Annotated in this window: 18 protein-coding genes; 14 read left to right on the plus strand and 4 right to left on the minus strand. The window is 65.1% G+C overall.

Features of this window, described 5'->3' with window-relative positions:
* Positions 1-90: 90 nt before the first annotated feature.
* Positions 91-873: a DeoR/GlpR family DNA-binding transcription regulator gene (locus ABRP34_RS09965; protein WP_353713097.1), complete on the plus strand. Its 783-nt coding sequence runs from the start codon at positions 91-93 to the stop codon at positions 871-873.
* A 31-nt stretch (positions 874-904) separates the two neighbouring features.
* On the opposite strand, the gene ABRP34_RS09970 is transcribed toward ABRP34_RS09965, so the two are convergent.
* Entirely contained in the window at positions 905-1933 is a 1029-nt protein-coding gene (locus ABRP34_RS09970; RefSeq protein WP_003797846.1) for a LacI family DNA-binding transcriptional regulator, read from the minus strand.
* Positions 1934-1938: 5 nt separating this feature from the next.
* Positions 1939-3153 carry a Gfo/Idh/MocA family oxidoreductase gene (locus tag ABRP34_RS09975; RefSeq protein WP_353713098.1) on the minus strand — a complete coding sequence of 405 codons (1215 nt, stop codon included), beginning with the start codon at positions 3151-3153 and terminating at the stop codon, positions 1939-1941.
* Positions 3154-3368: 215 nt separating this feature from the next.
* On the opposite strand from ABRP34_RS09975, the gene ABRP34_RS09980 reads away from it, so the two are divergent.
* The 12 genes from ABRP34_RS09980 (at position 3369) to ABRP34_RS10035 (ending at position 17022) form a co-directional block, all read left to right on the plus strand.
* Entirely contained in the window at positions 3369-4319 is a 951-nt protein-coding gene (locus tag ABRP34_RS09980; RefSeq protein WP_353713343.1) for a sugar ABC transporter permease, read from the plus strand.
* A gap of 12 nt (positions 4320-4331) precedes the next feature.
* Positions 4332-5237 (plus strand): carbohydrate ABC transporter permease, encoded by a 906-nt coding sequence (locus ABRP34_RS09985; RefSeq protein WP_353713099.1) that lies wholly within the window; start codon positions 4332-4334, stop codon positions 5235-5237.
* Positions 5238-5301: 64 nt separating this feature from the next.
* The gene (locus tag ABRP34_RS09990; protein WP_353713100.1) at positions 5302-6648 is read left to right on the plus strand and encodes a sugar ABC transporter substrate-binding protein; all 1347 of its coding nucleotides are present in this window, start codon (positions 5302-5304) and stop codon (positions 6646-6648) included.
* A gap of 133 nt (positions 6649-6781) precedes the next feature.
* Positions 6782-8983 (plus strand): alpha-galactosidase, encoded by a 2202-nt coding sequence (locus ABRP34_RS09995; protein WP_353713101.1) that lies wholly within the window; start codon positions 6782-6784, stop codon positions 8981-8983.
* A gap of 98 nt (positions 8984-9081) precedes the next feature.
* Entirely contained in the window at positions 9082-10095 is a 1014-nt protein-coding gene (gene galE, locus ABRP34_RS10000; protein WP_353713102.1) for a UDP-glucose 4-epimerase GalE, read from the plus strand.
* Between the two features lie 135 nt (positions 10096-10230).
* Complete coding sequence (locus tag ABRP34_RS10005) at positions 10231-12402, plus strand: alpha-galactosidase (protein WP_353713103.1); 2172 nt, start codon at positions 10231-10233, stop codon at positions 12400-12402.
* 2 nt (positions 12403-12404) lie between these two features.
* Positions 12405-13688: an extracellular solute-binding protein gene (locus ABRP34_RS10010; RefSeq protein ID WP_353713104.1), complete on the plus strand. Its 1284-nt coding sequence runs from the start codon at positions 12405-12407 to the stop codon at positions 13686-13688.
* Positions 13685-14548 carry a sugar ABC transporter permease gene (locus tag ABRP34_RS10015; protein ID WP_003797862.1) on the plus strand — a complete coding sequence of 288 codons (864 nt, stop codon included), beginning with the start codon at positions 13685-13687 and terminating at the stop codon, positions 14546-14548. The genes ABRP34_RS10010 and ABRP34_RS10015 overlap by 4 nt, the downstream gene beginning before the upstream one ends.
* Positions 14548-15441: a carbohydrate ABC transporter permease gene (locus ABRP34_RS10020; RefSeq protein WP_353713105.1), complete on the plus strand. Its 894-nt coding sequence runs from the start codon at positions 14548-14550 to the stop codon at positions 15439-15441. The genes ABRP34_RS10015 and ABRP34_RS10020 overlap by 1 nt, the downstream gene beginning before the upstream one ends.
* Before the next feature lie 75 nt (positions 15442-15516).
* Complete coding sequence (gene aroQ, locus ABRP34_RS10025) at positions 15517-15993, plus strand: type II 3-dehydroquinate dehydratase (protein WP_353713106.1); 477 nt, start codon at positions 15517-15519, stop codon at positions 15991-15993.
* Positions 15994-15995: 2 nt separating this feature from the next.
* Complete coding sequence (locus ABRP34_RS10030) at positions 15996-16538, plus strand: DUF2332 family protein (protein ID WP_353713107.1); 543 nt, start codon at positions 15996-15998, stop codon at positions 16536-16538.
* The gene (locus ABRP34_RS10035) at positions 16531-17022 is read left to right on the plus strand and encodes a DUF2332 family protein (protein ID WP_353713108.1); all 492 of its coding nucleotides are present in this window, start codon (positions 16531-16533) and stop codon (positions 17020-17022) included. Before ABRP34_RS10030 ends, ABRP34_RS10035 begins: the two co-directional genes overlap by 8 nt.
* Positions 17023-17091: 69 nt before the next feature.
* Here ABRP34_RS10035 and ABRP34_RS10040 read toward each other — a convergent pair whose 3' ends face one another.
* Complete coding sequence (locus ABRP34_RS10040; RefSeq protein ID WP_353713109.1) at positions 17092-18276, minus strand: MarP family serine protease; 1185 nt, start codon at positions 18274-18276, stop codon at positions 17092-17094.
* 191 nt (positions 18277-18467) lie between these two features.
* Between ABRP34_RS10040 and ABRP34_RS10045 the strand changes: the two genes are divergently transcribed.
* Positions 18468-19145, plus strand: coding sequence for a cyclic nucleotide-binding domain-containing protein (locus tag ABRP34_RS10045; protein WP_003797871.1), 678 nt, complete (start codon positions 18468-18470; stop codon positions 19143-19145).
* Between the two features lie 231 nt (positions 19146-19376).
* On the opposite strand, the gene ABRP34_RS10050 is transcribed toward ABRP34_RS10045, so the two are convergent.
* The gene (locus ABRP34_RS10050; protein ID WP_314194172.1) at positions 19377-20288 is read right to left on the minus strand and encodes an NUDIX hydrolase; all 912 of its coding nucleotides are present in this window, start codon (positions 20286-20288) and stop codon (positions 19377-19379) included.
* Between the last annotated feature and the right edge of the window lie 12 nt (positions 20289-20300).

The raw sequence follows: 20300 nt of genomic DNA on the forward strand, positions 1-20300 counted from the left end.
CAAATGTTACTTTTCGATCCTTCATGTTCTCTTTTGCGAGGAATAGGCGATGATGGGCAGTACGAGGTTTCATCCACTGAAAGGATCCCGATGCTTCCCGCGGCCCGTCACCAATCCATAGTGGACGCCGTCCGGCGCGATCGGGTGGTCCGCGTGTCGGACCTCGCGCAGCAGCTGGGAGTGTCCCTGATGACGGTGCGCCGCGACATCGAGATGCTGGAGGAAAGCGGCCAGGTGGAGCGGATCCACGGCGGCGCCAAGCTGCCCGGGGATGCCAGCACACACGAGCCCGGATTCGAACAGAAGTCCACCCAGCTGACCGCGCAGAAACGCGCCATAGCATTGGAGGCCGCCACTCTGGTCCACGAGGGCATGGCGGTTGCCCTGAGCGCGGGCACCACCACCTGGGCGCTGGCCAAGGAACTCGCGAACGGCCCCCGGATCACCGCGGTGACCAACTCAGTGAAGATCGCCGACCTCTTCCATCATGCCTCTGCATCGGGGTCCGGGCGCCACGCCTCAACGGTGATCCTCATCGGCGGGGAGCGCACGCCGTCGGACGCCCTGGTGGGCCCCATCGCGACCGCGGCGCTCCGCCAACTGCACCTGGACCTGCTGTTCCTGGGCGTGCACGGCATGGATGCGGACGCCGGCTACACCACGCCCAACCTCCTGGAGGCCGAAACCAACCGGGCATTCATCGCCGCCTCCCGCAAGGTGGTGGTCCTGGCGGACCATACCAAGTGGGGCACCCAGGGAATCAGCACCATCGCCAAACTTGAAGAAGCCGACGAAGTGATCTGCGATTCCGGCCTGTCCCCGGACGCCCAGCGGATCCTCCGCGACCGGGTGGGCCGGCTGCGGCTCGTCTAAGACTCCGGACGGTTTAGTACATGGCGCGGCATCACGGGCACCCGCAGGACTGCCTGACCAGGAGTTTCGTCGGGAAGACGCGGTGCTGTGCGGGCTCGCCGCGGTCCGCCCCGACGAGCGCCCGGACGGCTGCTTCCGCCATGTCCCGCACGGGCTGCTCCACGGTGGTCAGCGTCGGCCAGGAGTATTCCGCGTCCTCCGAACCGTCGAACGAGACCAGCGCTATGTCTTCCGGGACGGACAAACCGGCCTCGTGGAGTGCGCGGAGGATGCCGATGGCCTGCATGTCGGAGCTGGCGAAGATGGCAGTGGGCCGGTGCCCGGACGCCAGGAACCGCTTCCCTGCGGCGTAGCCGCCAACCCGGGTGAAGGCGCTGCGGGCAATAGGGCCTTCCGGCAACCCGGCGTCCCTGAGCGCCTGCACCCAGCCCTCTTCGCGGGCGTCCGCTTCGTTGCCGGTGGTGGTACCCATGGCCAGGCCGATGTTGGTGTGGCCATGACCGATCAAATGCTCGACGGCGGTGCGCGCACCTTTCGCCAGGTCCACACCCACCGTGGTGACCCCGGCTGAGCTGCCGCTGTGGCTCAGGAGCACGGACGGGATCTCCGCTGCCTCCAGGTCATCCAGCTCCGGTTCGAACAGGACGCTGGCCAGCACCACGCCGTCCACCTGCCGGGCGGCCAGGTTCCGGATATTCCGGCGCTCCTTGGCCAGGTTGCCGTCCGAGTTCGTCAGCACCAGGGCGTACCCGAGTGCGCCCGCCGCGTCCTCCACGGCGTGGGCCAGCATTGAGAAGAACGGGTTGCTGTTGTCCGGAATGACCAAACCGATCGTTTCGCTGGACCCCAGCTTCAGGGCCCGTGCAGCCGCGTTGGGGCGGTAGCCCAGCTGCCGGATGGCTTCCTGGACCTTCGCTTCGGTGGCGGGCGCCACCTTCTTCGGCCCGCCGTTCACCACGTAGCTGACGACGGCGGTGCTCACCCCGGCGTACCGGGCCACATCCTTGCGGGTCACCTGGGTCCGCGGGGCGGGCGCTGCCGGAATGGTCATAGTGTCCATGCTAGCTACAGCGTGTCCCTAAGCTTCGCCGGAGCATCGCCAAAGTCGCGGATGGGGAGGCGTTCGCCGTTCCGCCGGGCGGATTCATGGGCCACAATGCCGGGCAGGGTGAACCGCGCGGCCGTCCATGCGTTGACCGGCGGCAGCGACCCCGTGTTCACGGCCGTGACAAAGTCGTCCACGAGGAACTGGTGGCTGCCTTCGTGGCCGTTGGGCGCCCCGCGGAACTCCTCCGGCAGCCTGCCGCTGTCATGCACCGGCGCCAGACCGGACACGAAGGCGTCCCGAAGTTCCGGCGCCACATTGGCGAGCGACGGATCGTCCAGCGGCACACTGGGCCGTGACTCCATCTGCTCGGAGATGTCGTGGACGTTGGTCTTGTCCTGCCACACCGTCACCTTGGCCAGCTGCTCAAAGCTGGCCTCGGTGCCGAAGAACCGGAACCGGGACTCACGGATATGCGAGGGGTAGCCTACGCGGCGCATCTCGTTGGTCCGCATGGCACCGCCGTCGTTCAGCTCGAAGAGGGCCGTGGCGTTGGAGAAGTCGTTCCCGAACATGCTGATGTCCTTGTCGAACACCCCGTCCCCGCGTTCGTCCTTCACACCGACGCAGCTGACGCTCACGGCGTGCGCCGGCAGGGCACCGAGAACGCCGCCAATCGCGTGCGTCGGGTACAGCATGGGCGGGTAGCTGGCGGTTTCCTTCCAGTGCTCCCCGCCGCTGTACCGGTAGGCGTCGTAGAAGCCCAGATCCATGTCATGGACGTAATCGCCTTCCGCGTAGAACACCCGGCCGAACCGGCCGGCCGCGTGCTGCTCGCGGGCATAGACCGTGGCCGGGTTGTAGTAACTGGTTTCGCCCATCATGTAGACGTTGCCGGTTTCGCGGACGGCGTCGATGATCTTCGCGATCTCGTCCTCGGTGACGGCCATGGGCACCGCCGAGTAGACATGCTTTCCGGCCCGGAGCGCCCGTTCCACCAGCGGTCCGTGGGTCCACCGCTGCGTGAAGATGGCGACGGCATCGACGTCGGATGCCAGCAGCTCGTCAAAGGTGCCCATGGAACCTGCAAGGCCATATTGCGCGACCGCCCCGGCCGCACGGTCCGCAAGCTCGTCCACGGCGAAGACCTCGCTGACTCCGGGGTGGAGGTTGAAGAGGTGCGCGAACTGGCCGCCAAACTGTCCCACGCCGACTACTCCGATTGAAAACGCCATTGTTCCTGCCTTCCTAGGCCCAGGCGGCACCGATATCCGGACCGCATACGTGTTTGAGCCACAGTCTTTCAGCCCAATCTACTCGAGTCAACGCCTGCAACGTTGGAGAAGCTATGGGCCTGATTTGCCCGGGAATAATCCTTGCGGTCCGATATCTACTCGTGTAGATTCGTTCTCGATTGTTAGTTCCATCACACACCCAGGAAGGGTCGATGATGACCACCCTTACCAAGAACCCCCCAACCAGGAGTGACCCACGGCGGCCGGCACGGTCCGGCGGGCTCCGCCGCGGCGCCGCCCGCCTGGGCGACCTCAGGATCGCGCTGCTGTTCATCGTCCCGGCGCTGATCGGCTTCATTGCGTTTTGCCTGGTCCCCACCATCCGTGGCGTCTACCTGAGCTTCACCGAGTACAGCGTGCTGGGCGAACCGGAGTGGATCGGCGTCAAGAACTACACCGCGATTTTTGCCGACGAGCTCTTCTGGAACGCGATGGCCGTGACCGTGCAGTACGTCGGCATCAACATCGGCCTGCAGACCCTCATCGCCCTCGGCCTGGCGCTGTTAATGCACCGGGTGGCCAAGTCCACGCTCATCCGCGGCGCGCTGCTGCTCCCGTTCCTGGTGGCCAACGTGATCGTCGCCCTGCTCTGGTTCTGGATGCTCGACTATCAACTGGGCATCGTCAACGAAGTCATCAGCTGGCTGGGGCTCCCCCGCATCGCCTTCTTCGGCAGTGAGCAGTGGGCCATCCCCACGATTGCTTTCGTCAACGTGTGGCGCCACATGGGCTACACAGCACTGCTCATCTTCGCCGGGCTGCAGGCCATCCCCAACCATGTATATGAAGTGGCTTCCCTGGACGGCGCCTCGCCCGCCAGGACGTTCTGGTCCATCACCATGCCGCTGCTGCGCCCCGTCCTGGCGCTGGTCCTGGTCGTCACCGTCATCGGATCCTTTCAGGTCTTCGACACGGTAGCGGTCACCACCGGCGGTGGGCCCGTCAATGCCTCACGCGTCATCCAGATGTACATCTACCAAAAAGCCTTCGGCGAATCCGACTTCGGGTACGCCTCAGCCCTGTCCGTCATCCTCTTCGTGATCCTCGCCCTGGTGGCCTTCATCCAGATGAAGTTCCTCAAGGGCAACGAATCGGATCTGGACTAAGGAAACCCCGCCATGACCACTCAGACAATCACCCGCGTCCGCAAATCCATGAACTGGCGACTCATCGGCGCCTGGGCCCTCGTCGCCGTTGCGCTGGCCGTCACCATCCTCCCGTTCCTCTGGATGCTCCGCACGGCACTCTCCAGCAACCATTCGCTCGCCTCCAATTCCACGAACCTCCTCCCTGCTGACTTCTCCTGGGGCGCTTTCAAGCGCGTCTTCGGAATGCAGTCTGCAGAAGAGGCCATCGCCGAGGGCGGCTCCGGTGCCAACATCGACTTCTGGCTATACCTGCGCAACTCGGTTCTCTTCTCGACCGTGACAACAGCAGGCCAGGTCTTTTTCAGCGCACTCGCCGCCTACGCCTTCGCCCGGCTCCGCTGGCCCGGACGGGACAAGGTCTTCGCCCTGTTCCTGGCCACCATGATGATTCCGCCGATCTTCACCGCGCTGCCCAACTTCCTGCTCATCAAGAACCTGGGACTGCTGAACACCTTCGCCGGACTAACGCTGCCCTTCGTGTTCATGTCCGCGTTCGGCATTTTCTTCCTCCGCCAGTTCTTCATGAGCATGTCCCGGGAAGTCGAAGAGGCCGCCATGCTCGACGGTGCCAAGCACCTGCGCATCTTCTTCCAGATCGTGCTGCCGAACGCCGCCGCACCGATGGCCACACTGGCCCTGCTCACGTTCATCGGCCAGTGGAACGAATACTTCTGGCCACTGCTGGTGGGCCAGGAAGAAAACGTCCGCGTCCTCACTGTGGGCCTGAGCGTCTTCAAGTCCCAGTCTCCGCAGGGTGCCCCGGACTGGTCAGGACTTATGGCCGCCACCATCGTCGCAGCTGTGCCCGTCCTCATCCTGTTCATCGCCTTCGGCAAGAAGGTGGTCAACTCCATCGGCTTCTCCGGCATCAAATAACCGCTAACCCTCATCACACCCACTCCACTCCGGGCTACCCCATGCCCCCTTCGAAAGGTTCATCATGAAGAAAACCCTCGGCGCCGTCGCTGCCGCCGCAGCTATCGCCATGTCCCTCACCGCCTGCGGCGGCGGGTCCCCCTCCACCACCTCCGGCGAGGCGAAGGGCGACATCAACTACTGGCTGTGGGATGCCAACCAGCTCCCGGCCTATAAGCAGTGCGCTGCTGACTTCACCAAGGCCAACCCTGACATCAAGGTCAAGATCACCCAGCGCGGCTGGGGCGACTACTGGACCACCCTGACCAACGGCTTTGTTGCCGGTAACGCGCCGGACGTCTTCACCAACCACCTCTCCAAGTACCCCGAATACGCCTCAAAGAAGCAGCTGCTCAGCTTGGACGAAGCGGTTGAGAAGGACGGGGTCAAGCTGGACGTCTACAACGAGGGCCTCGCTGACCTGTGGGTGGGCCAGGACGGCAAGCGCTACGGCCTGCCCAAGGACTGGGACACCGTCGCCATGTTCTACAACAAGAAGCTCGTCAAGGATGCCGGGTACACCGAGGAACAGTTGACGAATCTCGCCTGGAACCCGCAGGACGGCGGTACTTACGAGAAGGCCATTGCGCACCTCACCGTGGACAAGAGCGGCAAGCGCGGCGACGAGCCGGGCTTCGACAAGAACAACGTTGCCGTCTACGGACTGGGCCTGGAAAATTCCGGCAACGGCCAGGGGCAGACCCAGTGGAGCTTCCTTACCGGGACCACCGGCTGGACGCACACGGACAAGAATCCGTGGGGCACCAAGTTCAACTACGACGATCCCAAGTTCCAGGAAACTATCAAGTGGTGGGCGGGCCTGGCAGAAAAGGGTTACATGCCCAAGCTTGAGACAACCGTGGGCGCGAGCGTGTCGGACGCCTTCGGCGCCGGGAAGGCCGCCATCAACACCAACGGCTCCTGGATGATCGGCCAGTACACCAGCTACAAGGGCATCGAGACCGGTATCGCTCCCACCCCCAAGGGACCCGACGGCAAGCGCGCCAGCATGTTCAACGGTCTGGCGGACTCCATCTGGGCCGGCACGAAGAACCCGGCGGCTGCCGCCAAGTGGGTCGAGTATCTGGCCTCCAGTGACTGCCAGGACGTCGTGGCCTCCAAGGCCGTTGTCTTCCCTGCCATCAAGAGCTCCTCGGAGAAGGCAGCCGCGGCCTTCAAGGCCAAGGGCATCGACGTCAGCGCGTTCACCACGCACGTCAAGGACGGCACCACCTTCCTCTTCCCCATCACCGAGAACGCGGCGAAGGTGGACGGCCTCATGGCGCCAGCCATGGACGCTGTGCTCTCCGGCAAGAAGGACGCCAGCACCCTGGGCGAGGCCAACGAGAAGGTGAACTCGCTCTTCAAGTAGGAAGTCAACTGGGCGAAAACCAAAGTCCAGGCATCCACACAGCACCACGCCTGCGGGGCCGGAACCGCGCACACCGCGCCCGGCCCCGCAACACCCCTTATACCTGTCTGCTCATTATGAAAGAGAACTACCTATGGATCCCCTGCACCTCCGTTCCGCCGGCACCAGCCTGGTGATCAGCTTCAACAGCGGGGAGGCCGAGGTCATCCACTGGGGTGCCGATCTTGGCAGTGACCTCCCTGACCTGTCCATCCTCACCGAGGCCATTCCCAACTCCGCCATCGACGCCACCGTCCCGGCGGGACTGCTTCCCCAGGCGTCCTCCAGCTGGCGGGGTCGTCCGGCCCTCCGCGGCCACCGGATTGCCGACGGCGTCTCCGGCCTGGACTTCTCCGTTCGCCTACGTGCCGTGCACGCCGCAACCAATGGCAACTCCGCCGCCGTCGTCCAGCAGGATACCGACGCCGGCATCACCGTGGAATCCACGCTCGCCCTCCACGACGGCGGGCTGCTGGAACTGCGCCACACCGTCACGAACACCGGAACCACGCCTTTCCAGCTCGACGAACTGGCCGCCGTCCTCCCGGTGGCCCCGGACGCCGTCGAACTTCTGGACCTGACCGGGCGCTGGTGCCGGGAACGGCACCCCCAGCGCCGGCCCATTCATCAGGGCACCTGGGTGCGCACAGGGCGGCATGGCCGCACCGGCCACGATTCCTCGCTGCTCTTCGCCGCCGGCACCGCCGGCTTCGGCAACCGCCACGGAAAGGTCTGGGTCACCCACCTGGCCTGGAGCGGCAACCACGAACAGTTCGCCGACACCATCGGCGACGGTCGCACCATGATCGGCGGTTCGGAGCTGCTGGGATCTGCCGAAGTGATCCTCCAACCGGATGGAAGCTACACCACGCCGGCGCTCTTCGCTGCCTACTCCGACCGCGGCCTGGACGGGATCAGCGAGGTGTTCTACAGCTGGTTCCGTTCCCGCCCGCACCATGTGCTTCCGGCAGCGGGCGGCGGAAAGGCCCGCCCCGTGGTGCTCAACACCTGGGAGGCCGTCTACTTCGACCACAACCTGGACACCCTGATTGAGCTTGCGGACTCGGCCGCCGACCTCGGCGTGGAGCGCTTCGTCCTGGACGACGGCTGGTTCCGCGGCCGCCGCGACGACACCGCTGGCCTGGGCGACTGGTTCGTGGACGAGACGCTCTGGCCGGAAGGACTGACACCGCTCATCGACGCCGTCACGTCCCGGGGCATGGAGTTCGGCCTGTGGGTGGAACCCGAGATGATCAACCTCAACTCGGACACGGCACGCGCGCACCCCGACTGGATCGTGGGACCGGCCGCCGCCTCCCACAAGGATGGCGGCCGCCTGCCGCTCGCCTGGCGGAACCAGCACATCATCGACCTGGTGAACCCGGAGGCATGGCAGTACATCTTTGACCGGATCGACACCCTCCTGCGCGAAAACAACATCAGCTACCTGAAGTGGGACCAGAACCGGGACCTCACCGAGCACGGGCACGCCGGACGCGCCTCCGTCCACGAGCAGACCCTGGCCGCCTATCGCCTGTTCGACGAACTGCGCAAGGCCCATCCCGGCGTCGAGATTGAGAGCTGCTCCTCCGGCGGGGCGCGCGTGGACTTGGGCATCCTGGAGCGCACAGACCGTATCTGGGGTTCGGACTGCAATGATGCCCTGGAACGGCAGACCATCCAGCGGTGGACCGGCGTCGTGGTTCCGCCCGAACTGGTGGGCGGGCACATCGGCCCCACCACGTCGCACACCACCGCGCGCACCCACGACCTCTCCTTCCGAGCCATCACGGCGCTGTTCGGCCACTTCGGGATGGAGTGGGATGTGCGGGAGGTCCAGGGTGAGCAGCGCGTGGAACTCAGGCGATTCATTGCGCTCTACAAGGAGCACCGCGGCCTGATCCACAGCGGCCGGATGGTCCGCGCCGACGTTCCCGACGATTCGCTGATGCTGCACGGTGTTGTGGCGGGCACTGCTGGTTCCGTTGCGGGTGCTGCCTTGGAACCCGGCTCGACGGCTGCGCTGTTCGCCCTGGTGAGCACGCGCACCTCGTTCGCCGAGCAGCTGGGACGGGTCGCCCTGCCCGGGCTCGAGGCGGCACGCCGCTACCGGGTAGAGGCCATCTTCCCGGCCCCGGTGGACGCCGACTATGGCCACACCTTCACCCAGATCCAGCCGCCGGCGTGGCTGGCTTCCGGGGCGGAGGCCAGCGGCCGCTTCCTGGCCGAGGTGGGACTCCCGATGCCCAGCCTCAACCCGGAGCACGCACTGGTGCTGAAGGTCACAGCCCTCTAGCAGTCGACACAAACAAATCCGAGACTGCCCCGCCGTTCCCCGGCTCTCAGGAGTGAACGGGACGTCGGGGCAGTCTTCGCCCAGGCAGAGGAAAGCACATGAGAATACTGGTCCCAGGCGGCACCGGATACATCGGCTCGCATACTGTTCTAGCCCTGCAGGAAGCCGGCCATGACGTGGTGGTGATCGACAGCCTGGTGAACTCCAGTGTGGAATCGCTGCGCCGCGTTGCCGAACTCACGGGCCAGAAAGCCGTCTTCCACGCTGTAGACCTGTTGGACGAGGCCGCCGTCGACGCGGTGTTTGCCCGTCACGCAATCGACGCCGTCATCCACTTCGCCGGTCTGAAGGCTGTGGGTGAGTCGGTCCGGGAACCGTTGAAGTATTACCACAACAACCTCGTAGGCACCCTCATCCTCCTTCGGGTGATGGACCGCCACGACGTACGCTCGCTCGTCTTCAGCTCGTCGGCCACCGTTTACGGGGAACACAGCCCCGTCCCGTATGTCGAAAAAATGGAAATCGGCGCCAACAACCCGTACGGCAGGACCAAGGAACAGATTGAGGACATCCTCACGGACCTCGGCGGCTCCGATCACCGCTGGCACATCGCGCTGCTGCGGTACTTCAATCCTGTGGGCGCCCACCAGTCCGGCCGGATCGGCGAGGACCCCCTGGGCATTCCCAACAACCTGGTGCCGTTCATCGCCCAGGTCGCCGTGGGGCGCCGGGACAAGCTGATGGTTTTCGGCGGCGACTACAACACGCCGGACGGCACCTGTTTACGCGATTACATCCATGTGGTGGACCTGGCCGAAGGCCATTCGGCCGCCCTAAATCACGTGGCCGGCCGCACCGGGGTGTTCCGGTGGAACCTCGGCTCAGGCAAAGGCTCCTCGGTGCTGGAGGTTCTGCGGTCCTTCGAGACGGCCGTCGGCCGGCCAATTCCCCACGAAATCGCAGCGCGCCGCGCGGGTGACCTTCCGGCCTTCTGGGCTGACGCTTCCGCCGCCCTCGCCGACCTCAGCTGGTCCACCACAAAGACCTTGGACCAGATGTGCGAGGACCACTGGCGCTGGCAGAAGAATAACCCGAACGGCTATGCCGGATAGGACAGAGACCCTCAGGGCCAACCCAGGCGGCCACACGGCGGGGGCATGGGAACCGCGTGCGGGCCAGTCTCTGCCGGCAGCCGTTCCTGCCGCATATCAAGAAGCCGAAAAGGACGCCCGACCGTAAAATAAGACATGTCTCCCCACCTTTTCCAGCTCCAAGCAGGCGGAACCGCCGTCGTCGTCGATGCTTCCCTTGCCGGAATGCCTGCCATCCTTCACTGGGGCCCGGAACTGGGCCTGCTCGGCCAGGACGAACTGGGCGCGCTAAGCACTGCCGCTAAACCACAGAGAGTCTCCGGCGGAATCGATCGCCCGGCCCGGCTCACGCTTCTCCCGCAGGAAGCCCAGGGCTGGCAGCTGGCCCCCGGAATCTCCGGCCACCGCTCCGGCACAGGGTTCTCGCCCGACTTCCAGGTGACAGACATCTCCGGCACAGGCACCAGCCTCACCGTTACGGCTGAGGATCCCCATACCTCTCTGCACCTGACCAGCCGCCTCGAACTGACAGGCTCCGGACTTTTCAAACAGCAACACATGGTGACCAACACCGGAGACAGCGCTTACGACCTCACTTCCCTCCAACTGTTTTTCCCGCTGCCCGCCGACGCTACCGAAGTGCTGGACACCACAGGCCGGCACCTTAAGGAACGCTCGCCGCAACGGCGCGATCTCACGGTCGGCGCGCACGTGCGGGAAAGCCGGCGCGGGCGCCCTGGTGCCGACGCATCGCTGCTCATGGCGGCTGGCCGCAGAGGCTTCGGCTTCCGCTCGGGCAGGGTCCACGCTGTGCATCTGGCCTGGAGCGGAAATCACCGCCTCAGCGCCGAGCGAAGCATCAATGCACAGAACTTCCTCACAGCTTCCGAACTCCTGCTGCCGGGTGAGGTTCGCCTGCAGCCAGGTGACAGCTACAGCACCCCCTGGGCGATCGGCTCCTGGGGAAACGGGCTGGATGAACTGGCCGGGCGCTTCCACGAGCACCTTCGCGCACGCCCCCACCACCCGCGGTCCCCGCGTCCCGTCACCATGAATAGCTGGGAAGCCGTGTACTTCGACCACGACCTTCCCCGGCTGAAAGCGATCGCCAGCGCCGCGGCTGCGGCGGGAGTCGAACGCTTCGTCCTCGACGACGGTTGGTTCCTCGGGCGCCGCGACGACACCGCCGGCCTTGGCGACTGGATAGTGGACAAATCCGTCTGGCCCGATGGCCTCGGCCCGATCATTGACCACGTCCGAGGCCTCGGAATGGAGTTCGGGCTCTGGTTCGAGCCGGAAATGGTCAATCCGGACAGCGAACTGGCCCGGAGTCACCCCGAATGGATGCTGCAGGTGAATGGCCGGATGCCGGTCTCGGCTCGCCAACAGCAGGTCCTTAACCTGGCCCTTCCCGCCGCCTGGGAGTACATTTTCAATGCCGTGCACAGCATTTTGGATGAATACCCGATCAGCTACATCAAGTGGGATCACAACCGCGACCTGCTTGACCCGGGTAGCGCGGCCTCAGGCCAGGCCGCGGTGCACGCAAACACGAAAGCCGTTTACCGGCTCATGGAAGCCCTCAAGGAACACCATCCCGGCCTGGAAATCGAGTCCTGCGCGTCCGGCGGGGCACGCGTGGACCTTGCTGTGCTGGACCGGACCGACAGGATCTGGACGAGCGACTGCATTGATCCGCTGGAACGGCTGGACAACCAGGCCTATACCGGACTTCTGGTCCCCTACGAGCTGATGGGAGCCCACGTCGGCGGGCCCAGCTCCCATTCCACCCGGCGCAGCCACAGTCTCGACTTCCGCGCGGCGACCGCCCTCTTCGGCCATTACGGCATCGAATGGGACATTTCAGACCTCCCTCAGGCGGAACTGGGGGCGCTGCGCGGCTGGGTGGATTTCCACAAGGCCAACCGGTCCCTCTTCCACACCGGCAGCAGCGTGCATTCCGACCATCCGGACACCTCCATGGACGTCCGCGGCGTGGTGGCCAAAGACCGGCAGCGGGCCATCTTCATCTACACGCAACGCACTGCCAGCACCACCTACCCGCCAGGCCCATTCACGCTGCCGGGCCTCGATCCGGACAGCGCCTACTCAGTTGCCCTGGCCGCCCCGCTGACCGACGCGGCAAGCCCGGGGCAATCGGCCCTTGAATGGGCCCAGAAACCGGTGCTCCTCAGCGGCCGCATACTCGAGACCGTTGGGCTGCAGGCACCCGTGCTCTTCCCGGAAACGGCCATCGTGATCATGGCCGAATCCGTGGGCGGTCCGTCAGCGCCGCTCCCCCCAGCATCCGTCAGCCTCAAGGAATAGTCATGTTCCACCTCAAGCAGGTTCGGGCAAAGGCCCTCAGCGCCGCACTTGCCGCCGCGCTGCTGACCAGCTGTGCCGCCCCACCGGCAGAGGATGAAGTCACGCTGAGCTTCTTCCAGTTCAAGCCGGAGGCCGTAAAGGAATTTGCCGGTCTTATCGACGAGTTCGAAGCCGCGAACCCCGGCATTAGGGTGCTACAGAACAACGTTCCGGACCCGGACACCGCCATCCGGACACTTCTTGTCAAAAACAAGACACCGGATGTGCTGACCCTGAACGGAAACGCCAGCTTCGGCCTCCTAGCGAGGGCCTGCGTGTTCGCCGACCTGAGCCAGGAACCCGCAGCAAGAGATGTTCTTCCCGCTGTGCAGGACATCCTCAACGCCAACGGGCGGTGCAGCGGCTCGGAGATCAACGGGCTTCCCATGGCGAACAATGCCAGCGGCGTCCTGTACAACCCGGAGCTCTTCGCAAAGTACGGTGTCTCCGTTCCACGAACCTGGGACGAGCTGATTGCGGCGGCCGAGACCTTCAAGGCCAATGGGGTTGCACCGTTTTACATGACCCTCAAGGACGCGTGGACCACGTCCCCGGCCCTGGTGAATCTCGCTGCACAGCTGCAGCCGGAAGGCTTCTTTGACCGGCTGACCGCGGCCGGTGCGGACCGGAACAACAGCCCGGTATCGTTCAGCAAGGATTACCAGGAAGTAGCCGACAAGTTGCTCCAGCTCTTTCACTACGCCCAGCCGGGCGCTGCCGGCGTCGACTACGCGACCGGAAATAAGGCCTTTGCTGACGGCAAGTCCGCGATGTACCTCAATGGCAGCTTCGCGGTGCCGGCCATCAGAGCCGCTAACCCTGACGCCAGAATCGCCTCATTTCCCTACCCGGTCACGAACAATCCCGGCAATGTCACGGTGGTGTCCGGCGTCGACGTGGTACTCGCTATGGGGCGTGACACTCCCCACCGGGCTGAAGCGCAAAAATTCATCAACTTCCTCATGTCCAAGGACGTGATCGACAAGTACGCCAAAAACCAGAGCGCCCTCGCCCCCATCAGGTCAGCTGCACCGCAACAGGACACGGCCCTGCGGGGCCTGGCCTCCTACTTCACCTCCGGCAAGGTCGATGGCTACATGGACCACCGGCTGCCGCCCAGCATCCCGCTGGTCAACATCACACAGCAGTTCGTCCTGGACGGCGACAAGTCCCGCTACCTGAACACCCTGGACAACGAATGGTTTAAGGTCGCAGCCCGCATGCCCAACCGAGGTGACCAGCAATGACGCATTCCACCAAAGCCTTCTACTGGATGGCCGTTCCCGCGCTGCTGCTCTTCGTTGTCCTGCACACCATTCCGGTGGTCACGGGCATGTTCTTCAGCCTCACGGATTACGCCGGCTACGGAAAATGGAACTTCGTTGGTCTTCAGAACTACGTCAGCCTTTTCAAGGACGACCGGGTCCTGGCCTCCTACGGTTTCACTTTCCTTTTCGCCATCACGGCGACGGTGATCGTCAACGTGTTGGCGCTCGGAATCGCCATGCTGCTCAACGCGAGGATCAAATTCCGCACCGCGTTCCGCGGCATCTTCTTCATCCCGAACGTACTGGCCGTCCTCATCATCGGCTATGTCTTCAACTTCATCTTTTCCAACTCGCTTCCGCTGCTGGGCCAATCGCTGGGGCTCGACTGGCTCTCGACCTCGATCCTGGCCAACAAAGACCTCGCCTGGCTCGGCATCGTGGCCGTGTCGGCATGGCAGTCCATCGCGTTCAGCGTCATCCTGTACCTCGCCGGGCTGCAGACCATCCCCGCGGAGCTGTACGAGGCGGCTGGCCTGGACGGGGCCAGCTACTGGCGGCAGTTCAGTTCCATCACCTTTCCGATGATCGGCGCGTTCTTTACCATCAACATGGTGCTGGCGCTTAAGGGCTTCCTGCAGGCCTTCGACCAGATTGTTGCCCTGACCAACGGCGGTCCCGGCACCTCCACCGAGTCCGTCGCCATGGTGATCTTCCGCGGCGGCTTCCAGGGCGGGGAATTCGGCTACCAGATGGCCAACTCTGTTGTTTATCTGCTGGTGATCGTGGCGGTGTCCGTGATCCAGCTCCGGACACTCCAGCGCAAAGAGGCGGACTTCTAGTGACCACCACAACCGAGACGGCGTCATCAGCCCGGAGCGTAACGCCGGCCCGCGGCCTGCGGCGGCGCGGCCGGCTGAGCGACCGCGTGAACTGGCCGCTCACAGCCCTGGCGGCGGTCCTGGCACTGACCGTGCTCATCCCGCTGTACCTAACGGTCATCACCGCCCTCAAGACACCGGACCAGCTTGGCGGTTCCGGGTTCGAATGGCCGAGCCGGGTCCGGCTGGAAAACTTTTCCGACGCCTGGTCCCTGACCAACTTCCCCCGGGCCCTGCTGAACTCAGCCATCGTCACGGTGGGGGCGGTGGTTCTCACCATCCTGTCCAATTCCCTGGTGGCCTACGCCATCGCACGGAACCTGCACAAGCGCTTCTTCAAATTCCTTTACTATTTCTTCGTCGCTGCGCTCTTCGTGCCGTTTCCGATCATCATGCTGCCGGCCACCAAGGAGACCGCTTTGTTGGGGCTGGACAACCCGGTGGGACTGTTCCTGCTCTACACGGTCTACGGGCTCAGTTTCAACGTCTTCGTCTACACCGCTTTCATCCGCTCCATCCCGCGTGAACTGGAGGAAGCGGCAACCATGGATGGCGCCTCCACCTGGGGCATATTCCGCCGCATCATCTTCCCGTTGCTCACTCCGATGAATGCAACCGTGGGCATCCTGACGTGCCTCTGGGCCTGGAACGACTTCCTGCTGCCTCTCGTCATCCTGTCGGACCCCGCGACGCGCACACTGCCACTTGCGCAGTATGTGTTCCAGAGCCAGTTCAACACCAACTACACGGTGGCTTTTGCCTCGTACCTGATGGCCCTGGCGCCCCTGCTGCTGGTCTACCTGTTCGCACAGCGCTGGGTGATCTCTGGCGTCATGCGCGGCTCCATCAAGTGAGTCAGCGCTCTGGCGTTCCGTAACGAAAGCCCAGCCCGCGTAAGACCGGCAAGCCGACGCGATAGATTTGCAGTCATGACTGAAGCCCCCTCCGCCACCGAAGCCGGCCGCGGCACCATCCTTGTCCTGAACGGCCCCAACCTGAACCTCCTCGGCACCCGCGAGCCGGAAAAGTACGGAACGGCCACACTGGCCGACGTCGAGCAGCTCGCCAAGGACGCCGCCGCCGCCCGCGGGCTCGACGTCGAGTGCTTCCAGTCGAACCATGAGGGCGCCCTGGTGGACGCCATCCACGCCGCCAGGGGCAAGGCAATCGGCATCGTGCTGAACGCCGGGGCGTACACCCACACCTCGGTGGCCATCCGCGACGCCATCTCCGCGGTTCAGGTCCCCGCGGTGGAAGTCCACATCACCAACGTGCACGCCCGCGAGGAATTCCGCCACCACTCCTACCTCTCCGACATCAGCAAGGCCGTGATCGCCGGTGCCGGGATTCTGGGCTACCGCTTCGCCGTGGAGTACCTCGCCGACCTGAATGCCGGCAAGGCCTGACCATGCCGGCGGCGGCCCTCGGCACCGCAGAGTGGTACCGGCACTTCGGCACGGTTGATGCCCCCGGTTCCTCACCCTGCTACGCCGACTGGTCGCTGCACATCGCCGACGATCCCGAGCTCATTGCCCGGATCGACCAGTGGCCGTACAAGAAGCGCCAGCCCCTGCTCATGCTCGCCGCCACCCGCTTCCTCGGCGCCAACGTCTCCCCGTACCCCGAGTTCCGGAGATTCCTGGACGAGCACTGGGCCGAGGTCTCGCGCACCGTCATGTCCCGCGCCACGCAGACCAACGAGGTGGGCCGCTGCGCCACCCTGCTGCCCTCCTTCGGGGCCATCGCCGCTACCGAGGGCAGGCCCCTTGCCCTGATCGAGGTGGGGGCCTCCGCTGGGCTCGCCCTGTTTCCGGACCGCTACAGCTACGAGTTCGACGACGGCGTGACCGTTACGCGGCTGGGTCCCGGCGGGTCCGGCGGGCTGCCGGAGCCCCCCGCTCCTGCCCTGCCGGACAGCGGGCCCGGTTCCCCTGCCCGACGCCTTGCCTGAGGTGGTGTGGCGGGCCGGGATCGACCTGAACCCGCTGGACGTGCGGAATCCCGACGACGTCGCCTGGCTTGAGGCGCTGATCTGGCCGGAGCAGGAGTTCCGGCGCGAGCGGCTGCGCCGGGCCATAGCCATTGCGCGCGAACAACCGCCTTTGCTCGTGGCCGGCGACCTGAACGACCAACTGCTGTCACTGGCCGGCCAAGTGCCCGCCGATGCCGCACTGGTGGTGTTCCACAGCGCCGTCATGGGTTATCTCGGCGCTGACGGGCGCGCCAGGTTCCGGGCCACCATGCAGGGCCTGGCACATGACCGTGGTTGCCACTGGCTGTCCAACGAGGGCGAGACAGTGATCATCCAGGAGGACGGCTCGGCGGTTCTCCCGGACATGGAGCCCAGCCGGATCGGGGGAAACTTCCTGCTGCAGCACAACGGCCGTCCCGTCGCCATCACTGGCCCGCACGGCCAGAGCCTGGACTGGCTGTAACCCGCTGAACCTGCTGCCGGAATGCCAATAGCGGACGCCTACTGCTGGCTGCACTGCTGCTGGATGCCCCTACTGCTGGATGCACTGTCCGGACGACACGGGGCTGGACAGGCTCGGCGCCTCTGCCGCCACCGGCCGAAGGTCGATCATCGGGATCGCGAAGCCCATGGCCGCGTCGGTGGTTGTCTTCGCGAAGATAACGCCTGCCACCGCCCCGTTGGTGGTGAGCAACGGGCCGCCGGAATTGCCGGGCTGGACGTCGCCGGCAAGCTTGTACACCTCGTCGGGAACGGGGTTGTTTCCGTAGATGTCCGGCACCAGCACCGTGGAAATGCCCTGCACAGTGGCCGGCTTGGACGTGTACGGGCCGCCGTGCGGGTAGCCGGCGAAGGCGGCAGCGGTTCCCGCAGGCAGGTCGGGGCTCAGTGGCAGTGCCGCGGTGGTCAGGCCGTCCACGGCCAGGACGGCGAGGTCGCGTTTGCTGTCGAAATACACCACCCTGCCGGGCATGGCTCCTCCGCCGGGGATTTCCACCACGGGTTGCGACACACCCGCCACGACGTGTGCGTTGGTCACCACGCGTCCGGGCGATACAACAAAGCCTGTGCCTGTCTGGTTCTGCCCGCACTGGAACGCGGTCCCTGCGATCTTCAGCACCGAACCGGCTGCCCTGTTCAGCGCCGGAGTATCCGTGCTGGCGTTTGGAACCGGGACCTGCTGGTCCTGGCCTATGCCCTCGATGAGCGTGGGGATGCCGTCGCCGATGACCGCAGAGCGCAGCTGAGCCATGGCGGATTTGACCGGGTTGGGCGTCAGTCCGTCTATGAAACGGATCACCTTTGACTCGGCCAGCTGCTGCGAGACGAAGGGAACGCCAAGGGCGCTGATGCTGAAGGCCAGCATGGACATGACCAGCGCGGACACGATCAGGTTCAGTGCCCCGCCGATGACTCTGTCCACAGCCCGGAGCGGCTGCATGCGGACGGCGCTGCGGATGCTGCGCCCGATCATGGTGCCGAGCGCATTGCCCAGGACCACCAGCAGGACGGCAGTTCCAATGATGGCGGTCAGGCGCCACCCGCTGTCCTCCACGAAGTCGCTGACCAGCGGAACGGAGAGGAAAGCGGCCACAGCGCCGGCCGCAAAGCCGGCAAGGCCGCCGACGGTCACCAGGAAGCCGTTGCGCAGGCCGTAGATCAGATAGGACAAAAGCGTGAGAATCAACGCAAGGTCCAGAACGGTCAGGCCAAACACCAGGTCTCCTCAAAGCAGCTAAGCCCCGATTCTACTGGCGAAGTCTGACAATTTGCCGTGGATGCGCGGAGCCTGCGCTGGTCTTGCGGCGTCTTTTAGGGCGTTTCAGCTGCCAAGTACGTCACAGAACGTTGAAAATTCTGAAACAATGGCACAAGCGCCCCAGACGACACTTTTACTCAGGAGAATTTATGGACATCGAGGTATTGCGCCGCGCACCCCTTTTCGCCACGCTGGACGACGACGCGTTCCGCCTGCTGACGGACGAACTGACCGAGGTCGATCTGTCCCGCGGTGCATCCGTTTTCCGCGAGGGCGACCAGGGTGACCAGCTCTACTTCATTGTCTCCGGCAAGGTGAAGCTCGGCCGCACCTCCCCCGACGGCCGCGAATCCCTCCTGGCCATCCTCGGCCCGGGTGAGCTCTTCGGCGAGATGGCCCTGTTCGACCCGAGCCCGCGCACCGCCACGGCCACCGCCGTCTCGGAGACCCGCCTGGCCGGCCTCAAGAACGAGAGCCTGAACTCCCTGCTCCGGACCCGTCCGGAGGTCTCGGCCCAGCTGCTGCAGGCACTGGCCCGCCGCCTCCGCCGCACCAATGACTCCCTCTCGGACCTGGTCTTCTCCGACGTGCCCGGCCGTGTGGCCAAGGCCCTCCTGGACCTCGCCGACCGCTTCGGCCGTCCGGCCACCGACGGCGTTCTCGTGGCACACGAGCTCACCCAGGAAGAGCTGGCCCAGCTCGTGGGCGCCTCCCGCGAAACCGTCAACAAGGCACTGGCCGAGTTCGTCCAGCGCGGCTGGCTGCGCCTCGAGGCACGCGCCGTCGTGATCTTGGACATGCAGCGCCTCCGCCAGCGCTCCCGCTAGCTAAACGAGCAAAGGCCGCCCCGATCGGGGCGGCCTTTTGCTGTCTAACTCACCACGGGCGGACGGGAAACCCCTCTGGTTGCGCCTGTGGAAACCAAGTGTTCGGACCCTAAAGCGACGGGACCTGAGGAAGCGTCAGGAAAAAGGCGACGAAACCTGAGGACGCGTTGGTTCCTTAGGCTCGATCAGCGGGTAGGAGCTCGATCCGCGGGCGGAGCCAGAAGCGGAGGCTTAGCGTTCGCGCTGGGGCTCTCCGGCAACCGTCTTTGCCGCCTCGACTTCGAGCATGAGCGTCCCGTTCTCGTCGACCAGCCTGGGCTGGTAGACGTGGGGGGTGCGCTTGTAGCTGAGGTACGCGATGCAGCCGTTGGCTTTCGCCATCTTCTCCAGCATGATCTCGGTGCCGGGGACCATGAGCTGCCCGAGCGTGAGGCCAACAGTGTTCTCCTGGCCCACCTCGTCGCCCAGGACAGTAGTGTCGCGTTCGGCGATCGCCTTGGTGGCGCACACCCACCGCCCCCAGACGCCCTTGCTCTCCAGGATGGAGGGCTGCTGGTTCATGGGGACGGTGGCGGCGAAGTACCGCGTGTTGAAGCGCCGGTGCGCGAAGTCCGGGCTGAGCCAGTTCACGAGCGGCTTGAGCAGGTCCGTGCGCAGGGACAGGCCGCGCTTGGCCAGCTCCTCGGTGAACGACTTTTCCTGTGACGCCACGGCTTCCCGGGCCTTCATCCACTCGGCAGTGGACGTCGCTTCCACGGTGGAGGACAGGTCCGGGCCGGCCAGCAGCACGCCGGTTTCCTCGAACAGTTCACGGACGGCTCCCACCACGTGGCGGCGGGCCAGGCCGACGTCGTCCGTTCCCATCTGCTCGGCCCAGTGCTGGGGCGAGGGCCCCAGCCAGCCGACGGCGTCGTCGTCGGACGCATCCAGGGAACCGCCCGGGAACGCGACGACACCCAGCGGCGATTCCCCCGGCCGGTAGCCGAGCCAGGTTTCCAGGCCGGTGGGCGAATCCCGGAGGAGCACCACGGAGGAAGCGAAACGGGGTTTGCGGGGAGTCCGCTCACCGTGTTCGAGCCAGCTTCGTGCCGCCCCTTCAAGATCGGGAGGAAGAACGAAGAGCCGGCGTGCTAGATGGGGCAAAGGAACCTACTG

Source organism: Arthrobacter sp. K5 (assembly GCF_040448525.1).
GTDB classification, from domain to species: domain Bacteria; phylum Actinomycetota; class Actinomycetes; order Actinomycetales; family Micrococcaceae; genus Arthrobacter; species Arthrobacter globiformis.

What these genes read in the sequence shown, in the direction of transcription:
- ABRP34_RS09965 (WP_353713097.1), top strand. Translation starts at nt 91, where the DNA reads ATGCTTCCCGCGGCCCGTCACCAATCCATAGTGGACGCCGTCCGGCGC.
- ABRP34_RS09970 (WP_003797846.1), bottom strand. Translation starts at nt 1,933, where the DNA reads ATGGACACTATGACCATTCCGGCAGCGCCCGCCCCGCGGACCCAGGTG.
- ABRP34_RS09975 (WP_353713098.1), bottom strand. Translation starts at nt 3,153, where the DNA reads ATGGCGTTTTCAATCGGAGTAGTCGGCGTGGGACAGTTTGGCGGCCAG.
- ABRP34_RS09980 (WP_353713343.1), top strand. Translation starts at nt 3,369, where the DNA reads ATGACCACCCTTACCAAGAACCCCCCAACCAGGAGTGACCCACGGCGG.
- ABRP34_RS09985 (WP_353713099.1), top strand. Translation starts at nt 4,332, where the DNA reads ATGACCACTCAGACAATCACCCGCGTCCGCAAATCCATGAACTGGCGA.
- ABRP34_RS09990 (WP_353713100.1), top strand. Translation starts at nt 5,302, where the DNA reads ATGAAGAAAACCCTCGGCGCCGTCGCTGCCGCCGCAGCTATCGCCATG.
- ABRP34_RS09995 (WP_353713101.1), top strand. Translation starts at nt 6,782, where the DNA reads ATGGATCCCCTGCACCTCCGTTCCGCCGGCACCAGCCTGGTGATCAGC.
- galE (WP_353713102.1), top strand. Translation starts at nt 9,082, where the DNA reads ATGAGAATACTGGTCCCAGGCGGCACCGGATACATCGGCTCGCATACT.
- ABRP34_RS10005 (WP_353713103.1), top strand. Translation starts at nt 10,231, where the DNA reads ATGTCTCCCCACCTTTTCCAGCTCCAAGCAGGCGGAACCGCCGTCGTC.
- ABRP34_RS10010 (WP_353713104.1), top strand. Translation starts at nt 12,405, where the DNA reads ATGTTCCACCTCAAGCAGGTTCGGGCAAAGGCCCTCAGCGCCGCACTT.
- ABRP34_RS10015 (WP_003797862.1), top strand. Translation starts at nt 13,685, where the DNA reads ATGACGCATTCCACCAAAGCCTTCTACTGGATGGCCGTTCCCGCGCTG.
- aroQ (WP_353713106.1), top strand. Translation starts at nt 15,517, where the DNA reads ATGACTGAAGCCCCCTCCGCCACCGAAGCCGGCCGCGGCACCATCCTT.
- ABRP34_RS10030 (WP_353713107.1), top strand. Translation starts at nt 15,996, where the DNA reads ATGCCGGCGGCGGCCCTCGGCACCGCAGAGTGGTACCGGCACTTCGGC.
- ABRP34_RS10045 (WP_003797871.1), top strand. Translation starts at nt 18,468, where the DNA reads ATGGACATCGAGGTATTGCGCCGCGCACCCCTTTTCGCCACGCTGGAC.